The sequence below is a fragment of the Bacillus sp. ABR genome (assembly GCF_056172715.1).
In genome coordinates this window covers 237,072-256,500 of record NZ_JAOYSL010000003.1, presented here as the reverse complement: position 1 = coordinate 256,500, position 19,429 = coordinate 237,072, and the positions used below count along the sequence as shown (strand labels likewise).

Genomic DNA, 19,429 nt, shown 5'->3' with positions numbered 1-19,429 from the left:
AAAAGGTGACATCTCGTGAAGACTATACATATTTCACACCCACAAACATTGAATCAAAAGGATCAAGTCCCGTCTGTCATGGCTTTAGGGTACTTTGACGGTGTTCACCTCGGGCATCAAAAAGTCATTGACGAAGCGAAAAGCATTGCGAAAAAAGAAGGATTGGCCTTAGCGGTCATGACCTTTCATCCGCATCCTTCACATGTTTTGCAAAAGGCACGGGAACCAAAAGACTTAATTACACCGCTTGAGGATAAAATTGATTTCATCGAACAGCTGGGCGCTGACTATTTATACATCGTACAATTCAGCGAGAGCTTTGCAGCTCTATCTCCTCAAGAGTTTGTGGATCAATATTTGGATGAATTGAATGTGAAGCACGCAGTAGCGGGATTTGATTTTACGTTTGGCCGTTTTGGTGCAGGCACAATGGAAACGTTTGATGAATATGGAAAAGGCCGTATCACGGCAACCATCGTCCCTAAGCTGTCCAATCAAGACCGAAAAGTCAGCTCCACTCTCATCCGTTCCGCATTAAAAAATGGGGATGTTGAATATGTGAGCGAGCTTCTAGGAAAACCTTATCAGCTTCGCGGCATTGTCATCCATGGAGACAAACGCGGACGGACGATCGGTTTTCCGACAGCTAATGTCGGCTTATCTGCTGAATACATTATTCCGCCAACAGGGGTATATGCAGTAAGAGCAGAAGTGAAAGGCAAAGAATATGACGGCGTTTGTAACGTTGGCTATAAACCAACATTCTATGAAAAGCGTCCTGATCAGCCTGCCATTGAAGTAAACCTTTTTGATTTTAACGAAGAAATCTATGGCCAGCCGATTAAATTACAATGGTTCAAGCGCATTCGCAGTGAACGTAAATTTAACGGAATCCAGGAGCTGACGGCTCAAATCAGTCAAGATAAAGAAGAAGCGATTCAGTTTTTTCAAGATCAGCTCAAACAAACAAAAAAATCATAGAAAAACTGCTCTACCATTTGCAAATTCAGCATATTTTTAGTATGATTATTCCTGTAGCTTTAAAACCACTTACTTGGCAAACCGACTTCACCGACGGTTGCGAGGTAGATGGGGCTAACATGATTTGGAGGTGAAACAGGATGGCAATTACTCAAGAGCGTAAAACGCAATTAATTAATGAGTTCAAAACACACGAATCTGATACTGGATCTCCAGAAGTTCAGATCGCTGTCCTAACAGAATCAATTAACAACTTGAACGAGCATTTACGTACTCATAAGAAAGATCACCACTCACGTCGCGGTCTTTTGAAAATGGTAGGTAGACGTCGTAATCTTCTTACGTATCTACGTAATAAAGACGTAACTCGTTACCGTGAGTTAATTAACAAACTAGGCTTACGTCGATAATCGTAAAAAGCGGGAGGATTCCCGCTTTTTTATCGTATAATCACTAATATTTTATGGTTAAAATGTTGAAAGAATGGCAAAAACCCTTCTACATACAGCTTTCACATTGATATGTGAAAATCATTTTGTTCATAATAAGAACTAACTAAAACTTTACGATAAGAGAGGAGTTTATCTCAGAATGGGACAAGAGAAACATGTCTTCACCATAGACTGGGCTGGACGTCAACTGACAGTTGAAACTGGCCAGCTTGCAAAGCAAGCAAACGGAGCGGTCCTCGTACGCTACGGAGATACGGCTGTGCTTAGCTCAGCAACAGCTTCTAAAGAACCAAAACCACTTGATTTCTTCCCGCTCACTGTGAACTACGAAGAAAGACTATACGCAGTAGGTAAAATTCCTGGCGGCTTCATTAAAAGAGAAGGTCGTCCAAGTGAAAAGGCTATCCTTGCAAGCCGCTTAATTGACAGACCAATTCGTCCGCTGTTTGCAGATGGATTTAGAAACGAAGTACAAGTTATTAGCATCGTCATGAGTGTGGATCAAGATTGCTCATCTGAAATGGCTGCAATGTTTGGCTCATCTTTAGCTTTATGTGTGTCTGACATTCCATTTGAGGGACCAATCGCCGGCGTTACAGTAGGACGAGTGGATGGAAAGCTCATCATTAACCCAAATGTGGAGCAGCTTGAACAAAGTGACATCAATCTTGTGGTTGCTGGAACAAAAGATGCGATCAACATGGTAGAAGCTGGTGCTGATGAAGTACCGGAAGAAACAATGCTTGAAGCGATCATGTACGGTCACCAAGAAATCAAACGCTTAATCGAATTCCAAGAAGAAATTGTGAAGGCAGTCGGTAAAGAAAAAATCGATATTCCTTTATATGAAGTAGATCAAACGTTAGCAGACGAAGTAAAAGCCCTTGCTGAAGCAGACCTGCTGAAAGCGATTCAAGTACATGAGAAGCATGCGCGTGAGGATGCAATCAGTGCTGTGAAAAAAGCTGTAGTCGAGAAGTTTGAAGCAGAAGAACGTGACGAAGCAACGATTAAACAAGCGAAAGATGTATTAAATAAGCTTGTCAAAAACGAAGTTCGCCGTCTGATCACTGAAGAGAAAGTACGTCCAGATGGACGCGGTGTAGATCAAATCCGTCCACTTTCTTCAGAAGTAGGACTCCTGCCAAGAACGCACGGTTCAGGCTTATTTACAAGAGGACAAACACAGGCGCTCAGTATTTGTACATTAGGTGCACTTGGCGATGTGCAAATTCTTGATGGTCTAGGTGTTGAAGAATCAAAACGATTCATGCACCATTACAACTTCCCGCAGTTCAGTGTTGGTGAGACAGGCCCAATGCGTGGTCCAGGTCGCCGTGAGATCGGACATGGCGCACTAGGTGAACGTGCACTAGAACCAGTGATTCCATCCGAAAAAGATTTCCCTTATACGGTTCGCCTTGTTTCAGAGGTATTAGAATCAAACGGATCTACTTCACAAGCAAGTATTTGCGCAAGCACACTTGCGATGATGGATGCGGGTGTTCCAATTAAAGCACCAGTTGCAGGGATTGCAATGGGACTTGTGAAATCAGGGGAATACTACACAGTGCTGACAGACATTCAAGGAATGGAAGATGCACTTGGAGATATGGACTTTAAAGTTGCAGGTACATCAAAAGGTGTCACAGCACTTCAAATGGACATCAAAATCGATGGTCTATCAAAAGACATCTTAGAAGAGGCTCTTCAACAAGCGAAAAAAGGAAGAATGGAAATCCTAGACAGCATGTTGTCAACGATTCCTGCTTCTAGAGGAGAATTGTCTCGTTATGCACCAAAAATCTTAACGATGACAATCAATCCGGATAAAATTCGCGATGTCATTGGACCAAGCGGTAAACAAATCAATAAAATCATTGAAGATACCGGTGTAAAAATCGATATTGAACAAGATGGTACAATCTTTATTTCTTCTACAGAAGAAGATATGAACCAAAAAGCGAAGAAAATCATTGAAGATCTTGTGAGAGAAGTTGAAGTAGGACAGCTTTACCTAGGTAAAGTCAAACGCATTGAAAAATTCGGTGCCTTCCTTGAAATCTTCAGCGGAAAAGATGGACTTGTTCATATTTCTGAGCTTGCGCTTGAGCGTGTGGGCAAAGTAGAAGATGTTGTGAAACTTGGCGATGAATTACTTGTCAAAGTCACTGAAATCGATAAACAAGGCCGTGTGAACCTTTCTCGGAAAGCTGTTTTACGTGAAGAAAAGGAAAAAGAAGAAAAGCAGTCTTAATGAGATCAAATAAAATGTGTTAGAAGCCAGGTATCCGTGCCAGGCTTCTTTCTTTTCATGCGCTAACAATAGTTCTAGCTTGTTTCTCCCCATCATAATTTGTGGTAAAGGGGAGGGACAACCATTGAAAAAAACGTTACCATTCATGGTGTTTGTATTTTTACTGCTCGTGTCATATCAAACGATGAAGCAGCCGGCTGCTGTTACATATATTGAATCAATGAAAGAGCATGCCGAGGTAGCATCTGTCTCAAAAGATATTTTATATCAGGAGATCGAATCGAAGTCTTCTGACTATGAAGTAAAGGCGCAAAATGCTAAGATTGATAAAGTGTGGAAAAAGATACCCGGCTTAAATGGACAGACAGTTGATATCGATGCCTCTTATGAAAAAATGAAGAAACAGGGGTCATTCGATGAAAAGCTGCTTGTTTTCAATGAAACAAAACCATCTATTCATTTACATGAACTTGGTGCAGAGCCCATTTATAAAGGCCATCCAGATAAAAAAATGAATGCATTCCTCATCAACGTAGCTTGGGGTGACGAGCATTTAATCAACATGTTAAAGACGCTGGAAAAGCACCAAGTCAAGGCGACCTTTTTCTTAGAAGGCAAATGGGTGAAAAAAAGCACAGAACTTGCTAAAAAAATCGTGGCAGATGGTCATGAAATTGGAAATCATTCATACAATCACCCAGATATGCGCACACTGACAAGAGAACGAGCATTAGAGCAGATAATGAAAACAAATCGCCAAATTGAAGAATCCCTTGGGAAGAAACCAAAATGGTTTGCGCCTCCAAGCGGCAGCTTTAAAGAAGAAACAGTTAAGCTTGCCAAACAAGAAGGCATGGAAACCATTATGTGGACAGTAGACACCATCGACTGGCAAAAGCCATCACCGGCTATTTTACAAAAGCGGGTGCTTGGGAAAATTCACAATGGGGCGATGATATTAATGCATCCAACAGATGCAACGGCGAAAAGTCTTGACGCACTTATCACTCAAATCAAGGAAAGAGGATATGAATTAGGGACGGTTTCTGACCTCCTAAGTGAAAAAAGACATCCGTGATGCGATCTGTTTGTTGAATAGGAGGAGCAAAACTTGGTCAAAACGTATACTTGCCAAAACGGAGTAAGAATTGTACTCGAAAACAATCCCACTGTAAGGTCTGTCGCAATTGGCGTCTGGATTGGAACAGGCTCTAGACATGAGACACCTGAAATTAATGGAATCTCACACTTTTTAGAGCATATGTTCTTTAAAGGGACAAAGACAAGATCTGCACGTGATATCGCAGAATCCTTTGACCGCATTGGTGGTCAAGTGAATGCCTTTACATCAAAAGAATACACTTGCTACTATGCAAAGGTGCTTGATTCACATGCTGGCTACGCCCTCGATGTATTAAGCGACATGTTCTTTCACTCTGCTTTTGATGAAGAAGAGCTGAAAAAAGAAAAAAATGTGGTGTACGAAGAAATTAAAATGTATGAGGATACACCTGATGACATCGTTCATGATTTATTAAGCAAAGCCATTTATGGTGAACATTCATTAGGATATCCGATTTTAGGAACAGAGGAAACACTTTCTACCTTTAACGGAGACTCACTTAGAAAATATATGGATGAATTCTACACGCCAGACCGCGTTGTGATCTCTGTTGCAGGGAACGTAGATGAGACCTTTATTCGTGAGGTTGAAAAGCTATTCGGCTCTTATGAAGGAAAAGGGAAAAAGCAGCCTGTCGAAGCTCCAGCATTTCATTATGACAAGCTCACACGCAAAAAGGAAACGGAACAAGCGCACCTATGCCTGGGCTTTAATGGCCTTCCAGCGGGAGATAAAGGCATCTATGACTTAATCGTCTTAAATAATGTTCTTGGCGGAAGCATGAGCAGCCGATTATTCCAAGATGTAAGAGAGGACAAAGGACTTGCTTATTCCGTCTTCAGCTATCACAGTTCGTTTGCAGATAATGGAATGCTCACGATTTATGGCGGAACTGGAGCGAAGCAGCTAAACCTGCTCTCTGAGACCATCTTACAAACATTAGACGTCTTAAAGCGTGAGGGAATCACGCAGAAAGAACTAGAGAACTCTAAAGAGCAAATGAAAGGCAACCTTATGCTGAGCCTTGAAAGCACAAACAGCAAAATGAGCCGAAACGGTAAAAACGAACTGCTCCTTGGCAAACATCGGACACTCGATGAAATTATTGACGAAATCAACAGCGTCACATTAGACGGCGTGAATAACTTATCTAAACGCATCTTTACAGAAGATTACGCGCTCTCGCTTATTAGTCCGACGGGTGATGTACCTTCTGCTTAAACAAAAAAGGCATGTCTTTTAAAGAGATGCCTTTTTTTCATGCAAAAAAGATTAATCAGCTAACTTATTTTGCAGCTGATGAACAATTTTATTGATTGTCGAAAAGTGCTCTGTCAGTAATTCCTCATCTGCAAATTGAATATCAAAAACCTCTTCTAATTCCAATATGAGTGAAACTGCTTTAATCGAATCGAGACCGTGATTTGTTAATTCTTCATCTGCACCAATAGAAATCTTACTGCTATCATCCAAAGAACGCAGAACCAAATCTTTTACTTGACTTGAAAGTGAAAGGACATCCGTCGGTTCATTCATCTGCAACGCTCCTTTTTACAAATTTTCTATCATTTACATAAATTAACTATATTAGAATGAAAAAACATTGTAAAGCAGTTTCGACATAAATAGGAATTGTTAATCATTCTATTCAAATGAAATATTTGGTAGAGTGAGAAGAAAAGAGACTGGAAGGATGAATGAATCCATGAATAAAACAGACCTTATGCAGCACATTCCCTTATTAAAAGAAGCAGTCAGCATAGACCAGATTGATAAAGGATATTCTCGGGATGAAAAATGGGTCATGACTACCGTATCAGGTGAAAAATATGTCCTTCGATTCACAGAACAAGACCAGTATGACAAAATAAAGACGCAGTTTGAACTGCTATCCGAATTAAGACGTCACGGTGTTCAGTGTGCTGATCCAGTGGACATCGGTGTTCTAGAAGCAAAACAGCAAGTGTACTATATTTTATCGTTTATAGAAGGCCAGGAAGCAAAAGAAATCATGGGTCAGTTAACTGAAGAAAAGCAGTATGCTCTCGGGGTAAGTGCAGGTCGGGATTTACGAAATATGCATAAATATCCGGCACCTTCACACATCGAACCTTGGGAAGATCGTGTCATTAAAAAGCATCATCGATATTTAACTGCTTACCGGGAAAGCGGCATCTCCCTTGAAGGGGATGAAAAAGTGGCTCAGTTTATAGCCAAGCACATAGATATTGTGAAAGGCAGACCTAATCAATTTCAGCACGATGATTTTCATTTAGGGAACATTATAGTAAACGATAATAAATATGCAGGTGTCATTGATTTTAACAATTTTGATTGGGGAGATCCCATTCACGATTTTTATAAAGTAGCTCTTTTCAGCAGAGAAACAAGTGAAGCCTTTTCGGCAGGTCAAATTAATGGATATTTTGATGGGAACATTCCGGATGACTTTTGGCTGCTTTACTCTGTTTATGTCGCAATGAGTATCTTCTCATCGATTATGTGGGTCATTAAATTCGATCCGGGTCAAATGGATGAGATGATTGAAAGACTAGAAAATGTGCTAAAAGATCATCATTATTTTGATCAAATAGAGCCTCAGTGGTATGCGCGTATCACTAGATAACAGTGAAATATAGGACGATTAGGCAGTGATGGAAGTCACTGTCTTTTTTGTTATAATGATACAAATTACACATTGTCATGACTAAAAACATTTTATATAATCCAAACAAGGATCGAAAAAGATGTAAAAAAATTCCGTTTTTTGTTGAAAAAGAGCAAAAGGCTGGTGGTGGATTGAAACAAATCGACAAGGGTTCAAAGCAGTTATGGCGTGTATATTTATGGACACTTTCATTCTTAAAGCCTTATACAGGTAAAGTGATTCTAGTTATTATGAGTGGTTTCGTTATTACCTTGAGCGAGCTCATAATACCTAAATTTATTCAATATTTTATTGAGACCATTTTGCCAGCAAAAGACTTTTCAAAAATGAATGGTTTATTGTTAGGACTGACTGGCTTAATTGTACTTGGTATTATACTGACCGCCGCACGAAATTTATGGCAAAGAAAATTAATTGAACAAGCCTCAAGAGATTCACAATTTGCTGCCTTCCAGCAAATCCGTCAACTTGGTTTCTCATACTACGAACAACATTCTGTTAGTGAAACACTCTCCTTTGTTAACACACAGACACGAGCTGTACAAGAAATTTACAGACGATACTTCCCACAATTTATCAATCAGATATTATTTATCGCCATCTCACTTTTCTTTATGATAAACATTTCTATTTTTCTCACACTCATCATCATCCCAAGTTTTATTCTCTACTATGTCTTTGGACCATGGCTTGAAAAAAAGGCAACAATCTACGGGAGACAAAGTGCAGAAGGTTTTCGCACGCTGCAAACAAAATTATACGAAAGTCTTGCTTCGATGGAAGAGCTTAGAATTTTAGGCTATATGAAATGGGATATGGAGCGAATTCAACGACTGCATGAAAAAGTGCGCCAAGATCATGAAAAAAATGTGTTTTTCGCCTATTTACGAGGAAGCAACCGCAGGCTGACTTATTATATTGGTGCTCTTGCCACTTTTGGTATTGGTATCCACCTTGTAAAGACTGGACAGCTGACGACAGGTGGTTTTGTGGCATATATCCTATATTATTTTTCAGCGATGCATATGCTTACTTCCATTGTCACACTTTTAACAGAACAACGGATATTAACCTTTCAAATTGAGCCTTTATATCATTTTATGAAAAAAACACCTGATATTAGAGAGCCTCAGCAGCCGGTGCACCTTGATCATGTAGAAGGCGATATCGAGTTTCATGACGTCAGTTTTCATTATCCAAATCATCCTCCTTTATTAAAAGGGATGAATCTACATATTCGGAAGGGTGAAAAAGTAGCGCTTGTCGGTACGAGCGGCGGAGGGAAAACATCACTTCTTAAGCTAATTGGACGCTTTTATGATCCCTCAGCCGGGATGATTACACTGAATGGAGTAGATTTTCGCCATTTACCTACTAGTCAAATAAGAGGTGCGATGGGATTTGTTTTTCAAGAAACGTTCTTATTCAATATGAGTGTAAAGGACAATATTCGTTTTGGAGATACAAGTCTTTCATATCAACAGATCATTGAAGCCGCAAAAAAAGCAGACTGTGATTCATTTATAAGAGAATTAGAAAATGGATACGACACCATACTCGGGGAAAGGGGATTAAAACTTTCCGGCGGGCAAAAACAAAAAATAGCGATTGCCAGACTATTTGCCAAAAATCCAAGTATTGTATTACTCGACGAAGCCACAGCATCTCTTGACAATGTCAGTGAGCAAAAAGTCCAGCAGGCATTACACCAAACATTTAAGGATTCTACTGTCATTGCAGTTGCACACCGTTTATCAACGGTCAGACATTTTGACAGAATTATTTTTATAAAAGATGGTCGTGTGTTAGAGACTGGATCTTTTTATGAATTGATGAGGAAAAAGGGGCATTTTTACCAATTAGCGTCTGACCGCTCAGAAAAGGAGGCAGGTGTAACATGAGAAAAAATTGGCTGTTTCTTTTAATCACAAGGCAAAAATGGATGCTCCTCCTTGCTCTTTTACTCGTTTTGATTGAAGCAGCAGCTAATTTAGCCATGATAGGACTGCAAAAGTGGCTCATTGATGATGTTCTTTTGCATAGTGGTATCAGTCCACATTTTTCCCAGATCTTGATGCTGTTTGCCATTATATTTCTTGTGTATGTTGTGATGTTTGTGGCGAGTCCGTATGTGATGCATAAAAACTATCTGACCATCCACCATTCATTGCAGAAAATGATGCTAGATCAGCTTCAGCAAGTATCCATGAGATCATATAAAACTCACCCAGTTAGTTTTTATTTACACAAGCTTAATCAAGATGTAAAGACAGTTGCTGTCACGGCTGCTTTACATATACCGAAAATTGTCCAAACGATTTTTATGGCCGTTGTTTTATCTATCGTTTTACTATCTGTGAGTTATGTCTTATTTTTCTTGCTTCTCTTTGCAAGCACTTGTTATTTCATTATCGGTAAAAAAATGGCGAAAACGGCAACAAACATAGCAAAAGATGTGCAGGAGAGAAAATCAGACCTATTCGTGCATGTAGAAGAAGGAATTTCCTCTACAAGGGAAGTTGTCGCATTTGATCGGCGTAAGTGGGAAATTGGTTTGTATGAAAAGCTGTTTAACAAAATGATGGATCGTGTCATGAAGGAAGGTAAGTTTCAAAATAAGCTTCTTTTTTTAACAGAACCATTGAAATGGTTTGGGATACTATCAGTTCTAGTGTTTGGCACATATCAAGTAGCAGCAGGAAACATGTCCATCGGTTTATTTGTCGTCATTTACCAATATGCATCTCAATTAATGAAGAGTTATCAAGAGTTATTCCAGTATGTATTTGAATTTTTCCAACAGCGTGCATCTGTTCATCGAATCGCAGAAGTGCTGCAAATGGAAAACGAAGAAAAAGGAACAAAACAAATAGATGCTGTAGAAGACGTGGTGTTTGAAGATGTTTGCTTTTCTTATGAACAAACCTCTAAAGGCGCTTTAGACGGCTTGAAGCTTCATATTCCAAAGGGAAAGAAAGTGGCGATTGTTGGAGCGAGCGGAAGCGGGAAATCGACAATCTCAAAGCTCACACTTGGACTTTACCAGCCAGATAGCGGGGGAATTTTAGTGAATGGGATTGATCTATCAGAGATAAATCCATCTCATTTATTAAGGCGAATAGCCGTTGTTCCGCAAGAACCTTATTTTTTCCCAGATACTATACGCCTGAATTTAATCATGGGCTTAAATGATGTGACTGAAGAACAACTTGAACAGGCGTGTGAAGTTGCACAAATTCTTTCCTTCATCAAAGGGCTTGAAAAAGGTTTTGACACAGTCATTGGAGAGAGGGGAATTTCTCTATCAGGAGGACAAAGACAGCGTTTAGCAATCGCCAGAGCGCTTTTAAAACAGGCTGATTTACTTATATTAGATGAGGCGACCTCCGCGCTTGATCGGCAGACTGAAAGGAAAGTTCAAAAAGGGATAGATGATGCCAAAGGGGGCGGCACCTTGCTTGTGATAGCGCACAGATTATCAACCATACAAAATGCAGATATGATCTATGTACTTGAAGGTGGTGCTGTTCAAAGCTGCGGTACTCATGAGGAGCTGATGGAAGCCTCCTCGCATTACCGCTCTTTATTTATGGCCCAGGTGATTACAGCGTCTTAGTCAGTTTGTTTTTAACCAAAGTAAAGAGTCGATCTAAGGTGCGGAAGTGGTCGGGATGTAATTCTTCATCTTCAAAAGCAATATGAAAGGTGTCCTCTAATGAAATAACAAAAGAGACGATTTGGACAGAATTTAATCCTAAAGCTTTTAAACTATCATCCCGGCTTGGCTGCTCATTGAGAGACAACTTATTCATGATAAGCTGGACAATTTTTTCTTCAACTTCAGTTAGTTTCAGTTCATTCATGTCGCGGCTCCTTTCTAACAGATTGATATATGTTACATTTTGGTTGATGAAGGAAAAAAATGCAATTGTTTTTATAAATCTATCATAAGGGGTGGCATTCATTGTCATATGTAAGCTATCAAAAAAATGATGTTCGTGTCGTATTAGGTGCAGATGAATCAATTCAGAATTTAGTCATAAGTAAAGTACATCCCTATATTGATTGCAGCAAATTAACAGAAAGACATGAAGGAGACGTTTGGACAATTTTAACCAGTGAATATGCACAAGAAATTCAAAAAGAAATACCGCTTGAAGAAGTCTTTTACGAAACGAAGATGGAACCCCGCTGCCGCTACCTGTATCACGGAGAGAAAAAAGTCATTGTGATAGATGAACCAAAAGATGTCAGATGGGCAGCCCAGCATGCTCTACGGTTAATTAGAGTTTTGCTCCGCCTTTTGTGTTATCAGGATGGACTCATCTATTTGCATGGGGGCATGATGGAGATGAACCAAAAGGGAATTGCCCTAGTAGGCGGATCAAGGGCAGGGAAAACGTCCACCATCTTATCCTTATTATCATTAACCGATGCCCGGTATATCACAAACGATGATATAGGTGTTTCATATACGAACACCGAGTACACGGGAACTGGCTGGCCTAGATCTATGAGCATTCGGAAAGATTCGTTTGAAGCCATTGAAAAGCTTGGTACCCCATACAGACTCCAAACATCAAGTCACCCTTTTAACGAGGATGATAAAAGCTATCATTTTGTATATCCAGAGGAGCTAGAAAAATGGTTTGCACGTGAAGTCAAAACAATGGGAAAAATCGATGTGATTGTGTTTCCTGAATTTTTACCTCACGGGCAAACTGGTGCAGAACTATCGAAAATGACATCGCATGAAGCAGCGGAACGTCTGAACGAGCATGCAGTCATTAATCCTGGAAGACATAATGAATTCTTATTACCGTTTTTCACATTGCCGACACCCGAAGAGCTAGAACCATTTCTTAACGCACTAGTGGAAAAGGTGCCTTGTTATTCATTAAAGCAGGCATTTACTTCTTTAGAGAAAGGTACTGTCCTCATTCAAGAGCTTCTTGAACAATCCGACATTGTCGTGTAAGACTTTTTGGAGGTGAGTCATGGTTGAGCAGGAATATAAATATTTGTTGTCACAAACAGATTTTCAGCACATATACGACATGTTCATTCAAAGTTATAGCCCTACTTATATACTTAATTTCAATTACTATTACGACACCCCAGATTTTCTATTAAAACGATTTGGTTATACCGTACGTATCCGTCAAATCAGCGGGAAACTAACACTTGAAATCAAACGCCCCAGTCAAACATCTGGCTATAAAAGAGTAAGAGAAGAAACGTCATTACCTATTGAGGAGTTACCGCAAAAACTAGATCTACAGAACTTCATGACGTCTTTACCGATTACAGGTACTCAACAGCCAGAAATGTTAGGGCTATTGGTCACTGAGCGAACAACCTTTCACATTGAGGAAGGCATCAAAGTGGATTTGGATCAAAGCAGCTATCTTGGCATTACAGATTATGAACTGGAAATTGAATATGACAGTGAAAAAGCATATGAGGCAGATCAATTGTTTCATACACTAACTGATGATTTGGACATGCCAGTCAATCGAAAAGGAAAGCGCTCTCGATTTATCACTAGATTTCAATCGTTTTACGGGAAGGAGTAGTCAAACATGCGAGCTGTTTTGGATCAATCCACTCTCTCAAATGAGCAGAGACTGTTATTACTTAGCTCACGTATTCAATTAAATGAACAAGAAGAAGAGTCTATTAGAGCTCTATTGAAAGATGGCATTGATATGCCTAAATTAATTGGACTGGCATCAAGACATAAGGTGCTTCAGCTGATGACACCTCATTTAATTCGCCTTGATGATGAAAAGAGCATTACGACAACATACAAATTTTTGCTTCATTATCACTATATAGGGAATCGTCAAAAAAATGTGGAGAGATTCAAAGAATTCAAGCGTCTGTTACAAACATTCCGAAATGCAAAGCTGAAAGCGGTCCCCCTTAAAGGCGCCATTTTAACCCCGCTTGTGTACAAAGATTATGGACTGCGAATGATGTCAGACCTTGATTTCTTAATTCATCCAGATGACCGGAAAAGTGCCTCATCATTGCTCAAGAAAGAAGGGTTTATCATCGGGAAATATGACTGGGCTGCCGACCAGGAAATACCGATTGAAAGAGAAGAAGAAATGATGTGGAGAATGAATGCCGGGAATCTTTATTCACATATTAAACGGAGCGGAGAAGATTTTTTGAAGGTACACCGAGTCGATTTCTCTTATGATGTTGAACTGAAAAAAAACTACGAAGCAACAAATGCTTTGCTGGATGCTGTTGAAGAAAAGCACTTTTTTCAAACAGATGTCCATTTGCTCCAGCCATTAGATTTTCTTATCCATCTTGCTTTCCATCTATATAAGGAGGCAACAAATGTACAGTATGTCTACTTACATGCAGATCTTAATTTGATCAAGTTTTGTGATGTAAGAGAGTACGTCATGTTTGTTGAAGAGCAAAATCAGCTTGATTGGCATGCTTTGCAAGTAAGAGCGAAGGAATTAGGGGCCGAGAAAGCACTTTTTTACACGTTTACGTTTTTAGATTTATTGTATCAAACGAACTATATCGATCAATTGAAGCAGCTAGACATGAGTGACCAATCCTTCTTAGAAGCTTATGGAGAGAATGATTTCGGTTCTTTGAAAATATGGAAAAAATCTTTTATTGAGCGTTTTTTCAGCTTAGATAATCGCGATGAACTTGAAGAGGAACCAGCCATACAGCTATTTCCTGAAAGGCAATAGCAAATTGAAGAGGAGGATTCTATATGGATATAAAAGCGCTTTTTGAAAAGCCTAAGAACGATTTTCCTTTTGAAAAGTCATTTGTGTTTGCAGGTATTCATTTTCATATTCTATCAATGGAATTGCAGGCGATTGAAGATATTGAACATTATATCCCAAAAGAATTGGATCGCCGCGAGGGGGATATCCCTTCACAGATTGAAATAAGGTTTATTATTGATCCGGAGCTTGAACAGTCTGTTCGCAGTGCTTGCTTTCAAAAGGGCGAAACCATTATTGCAAAAAGGAAGTTTACTTACAAACGATTAAAATTAGATGACCAAGTATTATTTGCCTCACATGAAGGTGACGAGCCGCACAGTGTGGCGGTCAATAAGGGGCGTTATGCTGTGATTGGAAAAAACAATAATGAGTCTGCGATACGCTGTCCACTGCGAATCGTCCGAGAAATTGCCCTTAGAACACTAGAAAACCAAGGTGGATGCTTTACACATGCAGCAGCTGTTTCTTTTGAAGATGGCCAAAAAGGAGCGCTCATTATCGGTGATAAAGGTGCCGGGAAGTCAACCACTATGTGGCAGTTTTTGCATCATGGAGGAGCAGATTTTATCACAAACGATCGTTCTATTTCAGTGCTTGAAGATCAGGAACTGACTGTGTATGGATGGCCGATGTGCTTGGCGCTTGGAGTAGGAACCGTCCAAGCCACAACAAATATACAGGAACTGAAAAACAAAAAATTCAGCCGGTCTCAAGATAAAAGAATATGGGATGAAACCATATCAACAGAAGAAGAGGCAAAAGAAAAATGGGCGAGCGGCTGTAAGTTTGAAATTACACCAAAAGAAGCTGCTGACATGACAGGAACAACGATTCGGAGCTCTACGAAAGTAAATATGGTGATTTTTCCTTCACTCAAAATAGGTTCAGGTGAGATCAGGCTTGTACCAGTAAAAAACGATGATCAGAGAGCAAAAGAAATCATGACAGCAAATATAAGAGAACCAGAAGATCCCGACTATTTAAAAGGCTGGCTCGGACTTCGACATGTGTCAGATACCTTTCTGAGGCAAAAGGCATCTGAGCTTATCCATCACTTGTTTAACATGCCATGCTTTTATTTAGAGGGTGATCCGCGTTACCTGCAAGATGCAATTCCAGATCTGTTAAACAAAAAAGTCAGTTCGATTTAAAGAGACGATTGTCTAAACATTCGTTTGAGCCGGTCTTCACGTTTTTTCATTTGCTCGTGATCTGCTGGCAGCAAAATTTGAAAGAGCATTTCGGCAATTGGCCGTGCGAGCCTTTCGTCAGAGTTCATGAGAATGCAAACTCCTAATTTTTTCTTTGGAATGAATCCAATATAGGAGGTGAACCCTTTAATTTCTCCGCTATGTTCAGCTAAGGTGATACCGTTAAAAGGTCTCAAAAACCATGAAAGACCAGCACCTCTGCTGAAATCTTCTTCAACCATAACGGGGCTTTGCATTTCTTTTAGCGAATGCTGATGAAGCAGGCTGTTTTCACCGTATTGAGCTTGAATGAATTGAATCAGATCATCTGCTGTGGAGAGTAGTCCGCTTGAACCATCCTCCCAAGAAGGTGTTTCAGCACTTGGATAGGATACGTCAGACAGGCCAGGGAAAGAAACTGTATACCCTTTGGCTGTGGATGCTGTTTCAATAAATCCAGTTTGCTTCAAATCGAGCGGTTTTAGTATGTGGGTATGCACTAATTCTCTATAGGGCATATGACTCGCCTTTTCTAGCACTTTACTTAATATAGAGTAGCCAAGACTGGAATAATTGATGATAGACCAAGGCGGTGTGAAAATAGTGAGTATTTCAATACATTGAGCTAGAGTCATCTCTCGTAAATGAACGGCTTTGTCGAGTGCTTTGGGCAGGCCTGAGATATGAGAGGCAATCATTCGGAAAGTGAGTGGAATTGGTTCAGGCAAGTGACTTTTTATGGAAGAAAGCAATGGTTCGTAAGTATGAATGGGTTCATCGAGTTGAATGAATCCTTCCTCTCGCAATTTCATCATCACCATTGCAGTAAAAGGCTTAGTCACAGAACCAATTCGAAAGGTTGTGTCTTTTGTAACAGGGGTGCCGCTTTCAATATCAGCTAGGCCCTCATACCACGACCAAATGTGCTCATCTTCATGAGAAATACAAATGGAACAGCCGGGTATTTGATGTTGCTCCAATAATTTCTTAATGTCGGTGGTTTTATTTTGCAGACGCTGCAGGATCGATTCATTGATCAAAATAGACACCTCTTTCATACAGAATATATATATATTACCAAATGTTTCATGTTGTTTTAAGATGAACGATCAATATTTTTATATTTTAAAAGAGAGCGGGCGATAGATAATGAAAACAATTCAAAAAACCATTCTTGATATTTTAAAAGGTGATGGCCAAGATATAGAACAAATTCCATATGAGCTTGTGGAACGTAAAGGTGTAGGACATCCAGATACAATGTGTGACGCCATAGCAGAAAGAGCTTCTCAATACTATTCTCAATATTGCATGGAGCATTTCGGCAGGGTGGCACACCACTGGTTTGACAAAGTCATGCTTCTTGGCGGAGATGCGGATGTCACGTATGGGAAAGGGACAATGGTCAAACCGTATCAAGTTGTGTTTGCTGGAAAAGGGGCATACGCATACGGGGATGAGCCCATTCCTCTTAAAAAGATTCTTTTCGATGCGGCAAAGGATGTGTTATCAGAGGTGACAACAGGATTTGACCCTGAAGAACATCTCGTCATTGACTGCCGAATCGTCGATCATCAGGGGGCAGGCCGCAAAAATTCACGATATCGTCCGATGGTTGAAACGGACATGATTGAAATCGGTGATCCAAAGCTTGTGTCAAACGACTGTAACTTACTGCATGCTCATGCTCCGTTAAGCCGTCTTGAGAAGCTGGTCCTTTATACAGAGCGTTATGTGAATGGACCAGAATTTAAAAAGGTCAATCCAGATACCGGCTGGGATGTAAAAATATTTGGAAGCAGACGTCATGAAGATTTCAAACTCATTGTAAACATGCCATTTCTAGCTAAAGATATTCATAGTCTTGAGGAGTATTTTGCTCGCAAAAAGGAATGCCAAGATCAAATCGCTCGCTATATTCATGAAACGTTAGGCCTCACGCCTGATCTCATGCTTAACGCAACAGATCGCAATGGCCGTCCGTACTTAACAGCGCTAGGTTCTGTAGCAGATACCGGCGATGTAGGAGTTGTTGGAAGAGGAAATAGATTAAATGGACTGATCACCCCAATGCGGTCTATGAGTATTGAAGCGCCAGCTGGGAAAAACCCGCTTGATCATACAGGGAAATTATATGGGGTGCTCGCACAACGGTTGGCAGATCAAATTTTTGAGGCTATTCAAAAGCCAACAGAAGTGCATATCTTTACTTCAAAAGAGGCACCGCTCCACAACCCTGATGAAATTGCCGTCCGTATTCAGCAGTGGGATGGAAATGAAGTTGATAGAAAAAGAATTGAAGACCTCGTCATGAATGCGGTTCATTCAATGGGCGATGTGACAACAGATTTAATTTTTAAAGGCGTGACAATGTGGTAAAAAGGATGAAAAAAAGAGTCATTGAAGCCGTTCAAGCATGTATTCATACAAAAGAACCTATGGCAGTGACCATTCATCCATATGAAATTGAAAAACAACAACAATTGAATCAACATCATCTTCTGTTGATGCTAAAGCCTGAATTAACAAGTATCAATAAAGGTGTACAGCTTGATCTAATACTAGATGAACTTCTCCAACGATTAGATGATCGTGAGGTAGAAATAGGAGCCGTGCGCGTTATTTCATCCTTATATTTGAAGGAAAAGAAAATCATTGAAAATCAATACGGGATGCTAAATAAAATTTCTAAAAACGGTCTGAGTGAAGTGTCAGATGCAGCAAAAAAGATGCTCGCCATGAAATACCCAGAGTTTAAAAAGAAGGAACATTTCATATATGGAGGCCATCAATTTTTACAAAAGTACAAAGAGCTTACGCCATATGGTTTAGAGCTGTTAACCCGAAACGTTAAGGTAGACAAGCTGGGTGCGGGCACATATGCCATAGAGGCCGAGGTGGATGGAGAAAAGATGCTTCTGCTTAATTCATTCCACCCTTGTCAAATAGAGTGGTTCACTGCACCTGCAAAGTCTATTATCGTCCTTGAATGTTTTTCAAAGCAGCCTATGAAGAAGTTAAGAGAAGATTTTATCGGTGCAACGGATCCTAAAGAGGCAAAAGCGGGTTCTTTTAAACACATGCTGCTGTCGGAGCAAAAACGGTTTGGTTTATCTAACGTGTGTACCCGGTTTAATGGCATTCACCTGTCACCGGGTCCTGTAGAAGCAATGGCGGGAATGATTCACTATTTTAGTACACCTGAAACAAGATTGACTCCCGCACATACACTTTTTGGCCAGCTGTTAAAGGAAAATGGCTTTTCGCCGGAAGCATTAGATCAATTATGTAAAGATGTGTCCATTCATTCAAGCGAAACACCTGTATTTGAATTAACAGAAAACCTGAATTGGGATGAAGCACTTGATCTGCTAGTAAAAGTGAGAAACGACATTCAAAAGCATGAACGTGTTCTGTAACGGAGGGAACAACTTGAACAATAAAGGAGCTAGCCAGCGAATTTGGATTGTCGGTCCACCTGGATCTGGAAAAACAACCCTTGCACATCAATTGAAGCAGGAGTTAACGTTACCTCACTATGAACTCGATGCCCTATTCTGGCAAGCGAATTGGAAAAAAACAGATAAGACGGTATTTATCGATAGCGTCCATGAAATTGTCAAAGAAAAGAAATGGGTCGTTGATGGTCAATATTCATCTGTTCACCACATATTGGCTGAATATGCTGATACGATCATTTGGCTTGATGTCAAGAGAAGACAGACATTCCCCCGCCTTATGAAAAGGACATTCAAACGGCTCATCACAAGAGAGAAACTTTGGAATGGAAATAAGGAGCGAATGGGTAATGCGCTTCAATTTTTCTCATATGCCTTTCAAGTCTATCCAGAGGTGATTCATCAAAACGAAACGCTTTTTCACAAATTAAAAGAAGAATCTCATGTGAAATGCCTGCGCATAGACAAGCGGGACGAGGCAGACCAGGTGCTTATGAAAATCCAAAACCTTGAGAAAAAGGGGTGAGGAC

At 40.1% G+C, this 19,429-nt stretch carries 18 protein-coding genes; 15 read left to right on the top strand and 3 right to left on the bottom strand.

From position 1 onward, the window contains the following. Window positions 1-15: 15 nt before the first annotated feature. The 5 genes from ribF to OIT90_RS11350 all read left to right on the top strand — a co-directional run bounded on the left by ribF (window position 16) and on the right by OIT90_RS11350 (window position 6,034). Window positions 16-981, top strand: a complete 966-nt coding sequence (gene ribF, locus OIT90_RS11370; protein WP_474892574.1) for a bifunctional riboflavin kinase/FAD synthetase — start codon at window positions 16-18, stop codon at window positions 979-981. Between the two features lie 140 nt (window positions 982-1,121). Next, window positions 1,122-1,391, top strand: coding sequence for a 30S ribosomal protein S15 (rpsO, locus tag OIT90_RS11365; protein ID WP_008354438.1), 270 nt, complete (start codon window positions 1,122-1,124; stop codon window positions 1,389-1,391). Window positions 1,392-1,572: 181 nt separating this feature from the next. Next, window positions 1,573-3,690, top strand: a complete 2,118-nt coding sequence (pnp, locus tag OIT90_RS11360) for a polyribonucleotide nucleotidyltransferase (RefSeq protein WP_024424134.1) — start codon at window positions 1,573-1,575, stop codon at window positions 3,688-3,690. Between the two features lie 145 nt (window positions 3,691-3,835). Beyond that, entirely contained in the window at window positions 3,836-4,768 is a 933-nt protein-coding gene (locus tag OIT90_RS11355; protein ID WP_474892618.1) for a polysaccharide deacetylase family protein, read from the top strand. 33 nt (window positions 4,769-4,801) lie between these two features. Next, the gene (locus tag OIT90_RS11350; protein ID WP_041084832.1) at window positions 4,802-6,034 is read left to right on the top strand and encodes a M16 family metallopeptidase; all 1,233 of its coding nucleotides are present in this window, start codon (window positions 4,802-4,804) and stop codon (window positions 6,032-6,034) included. A 51-nt stretch (window positions 6,035-6,085) separates the two neighbouring features. Here the strand turns inward: OIT90_RS11350 and OIT90_RS11345 are convergent, their stop codons facing one another. Next, the gene (locus OIT90_RS11345; RefSeq protein WP_064498454.1) at window positions 6,086-6,349 is read right to left on the bottom strand and encodes an acyl carrier protein; all 264 of its coding nucleotides are present in this window, start codon (window positions 6,347-6,349) and stop codon (window positions 6,086-6,088) included. Between the two features lie 169 nt (window positions 6,350-6,518). Here OIT90_RS11345 and OIT90_RS11340 point away from each other — a divergent pair, with 169 nt between their 5' ends. The 3 genes from OIT90_RS11340 to OIT90_RS11330 all read left to right on the top strand — a co-directional run bounded on the left by OIT90_RS11340 (window position 6,519) and on the right by OIT90_RS11330 (window position 11,097). Beyond that, on the top strand, window positions 6,519-7,439 hold the full coding sequence (locus OIT90_RS11340; protein WP_474892573.1) for an aminoglycoside phosphotransferase family protein: 921 nt from the start codon (window positions 6,519-6,521) through the stop codon (window positions 7,437-7,439). A 173-nt stretch (window positions 7,440-7,612) separates the two neighbouring features. Continuing rightward, window positions 7,613-9,382, top strand: a complete 1,770-nt coding sequence (locus OIT90_RS11335; RefSeq protein ID WP_474892572.1) for an ABC transporter ATP-binding protein — start codon at window positions 7,613-7,615, stop codon at window positions 9,380-9,382. Then, window positions 9,379-11,097, top strand: coding sequence for an ABC transporter ATP-binding protein (locus OIT90_RS11330; RefSeq protein WP_474892571.1), 1,719 nt, complete (start codon window positions 9,379-9,381; stop codon window positions 11,095-11,097). The genes OIT90_RS11335 and OIT90_RS11330 overlap by 4 nt, the downstream gene beginning before the upstream one ends. Here OIT90_RS11330 and OIT90_RS11325 read toward each other — a convergent pair. Further along, complete coding sequence (locus OIT90_RS11325; RefSeq protein ID WP_186315129.1) at window positions 11,084-11,344, bottom strand: acyl carrier protein; 261 nt, start codon at window positions 11,342-11,344, stop codon at window positions 11,084-11,086. The genes OIT90_RS11330 and OIT90_RS11325 overlap by 14 nt on opposite strands. 101 nt (window positions 11,345-11,445) lie before the next feature. Between OIT90_RS11325 and OIT90_RS11320 the strand changes: the two genes are divergently transcribed. The 4 genes from OIT90_RS11320 to OIT90_RS11305 are packed head-to-tail and all read left to right on the top strand — an operon-like array spanning window position 11,446 to window position 15,402. Next, window positions 11,446-12,459, top strand: coding sequence for a hypothetical protein (locus OIT90_RS11320; protein WP_126681824.1), 1,014 nt, complete (start codon window positions 11,446-11,448; stop codon window positions 12,457-12,459). Between the two features lie 19 nt (window positions 12,460-12,478). Beyond that, a complete protein-coding gene (locus OIT90_RS11315) occupies window positions 12,479-13,057 on the top strand; it encodes a CYTH domain-containing protein (protein WP_126681825.1) in 579 nt (192 codons plus the stop codon). Between the two features lie 6 nt (window positions 13,058-13,063). Beyond that, window positions 13,064-14,209, top strand: a complete 1,146-nt coding sequence (locus OIT90_RS11310) for a nucleotidyltransferase family protein (protein ID WP_144490535.1) — start codon at window positions 13,064-13,066, stop codon at window positions 14,207-14,209. A 23-nt stretch (window positions 14,210-14,232) separates the two neighbouring features. Beyond that, window positions 14,233-15,402, top strand: a complete 1,170-nt coding sequence (locus OIT90_RS11305; protein WP_041084826.1) for a phosphoenolpyruvate carboxykinase (ATP) — start codon at window positions 14,233-14,235, stop codon at window positions 15,400-15,402. Here OIT90_RS11305 and OIT90_RS11300 read toward each other — a convergent pair. Further along, entirely contained in the window at window positions 15,399-16,481 is a 1,083-nt protein-coding gene (locus OIT90_RS11300; RefSeq protein ID WP_186315128.1) for a serine hydrolase domain-containing protein, read from the bottom strand. The genes OIT90_RS11305 and OIT90_RS11300 overlap by 4 nt on opposite strands. A 109-nt stretch (window positions 16,482-16,590) precedes the next feature. On the opposite strand from OIT90_RS11300, the gene OIT90_RS11295 reads away from it, so the two are divergent. Genes OIT90_RS11295 through OIT90_RS11285 form a run of 3 tightly spaced genes read left to right on the top strand, consistent with a single transcriptional unit; the run spans window position 16,591 to window position 19,425 of the window. Continuing rightward, complete coding sequence (locus OIT90_RS11295; protein ID WP_126681828.1) at window positions 16,591-17,820, top strand: methionine adenosyltransferase; 1,230 nt, start codon at window positions 16,591-16,593, stop codon at window positions 17,818-17,820. A gap of 5 nt (window positions 17,821-17,825) precedes the next feature. Next, a complete protein-coding gene (locus tag OIT90_RS11290) occupies window positions 17,826-18,860 on the top strand; it encodes a hypothetical protein (protein WP_126681829.1) in 1,035 nt (344 codons plus the stop codon). Window positions 18,861-18,873: 13 nt separating this feature from the next. Further along, window positions 18,874-19,425, top strand: a complete 552-nt coding sequence (locus OIT90_RS11285; RefSeq protein WP_064498462.1) for an AAA family ATPase — start codon at window positions 18,874-18,876, stop codon at window positions 19,423-19,425. The last annotated feature ends 4 nt before the right edge of the window (window positions 19,426-19,429 follow it).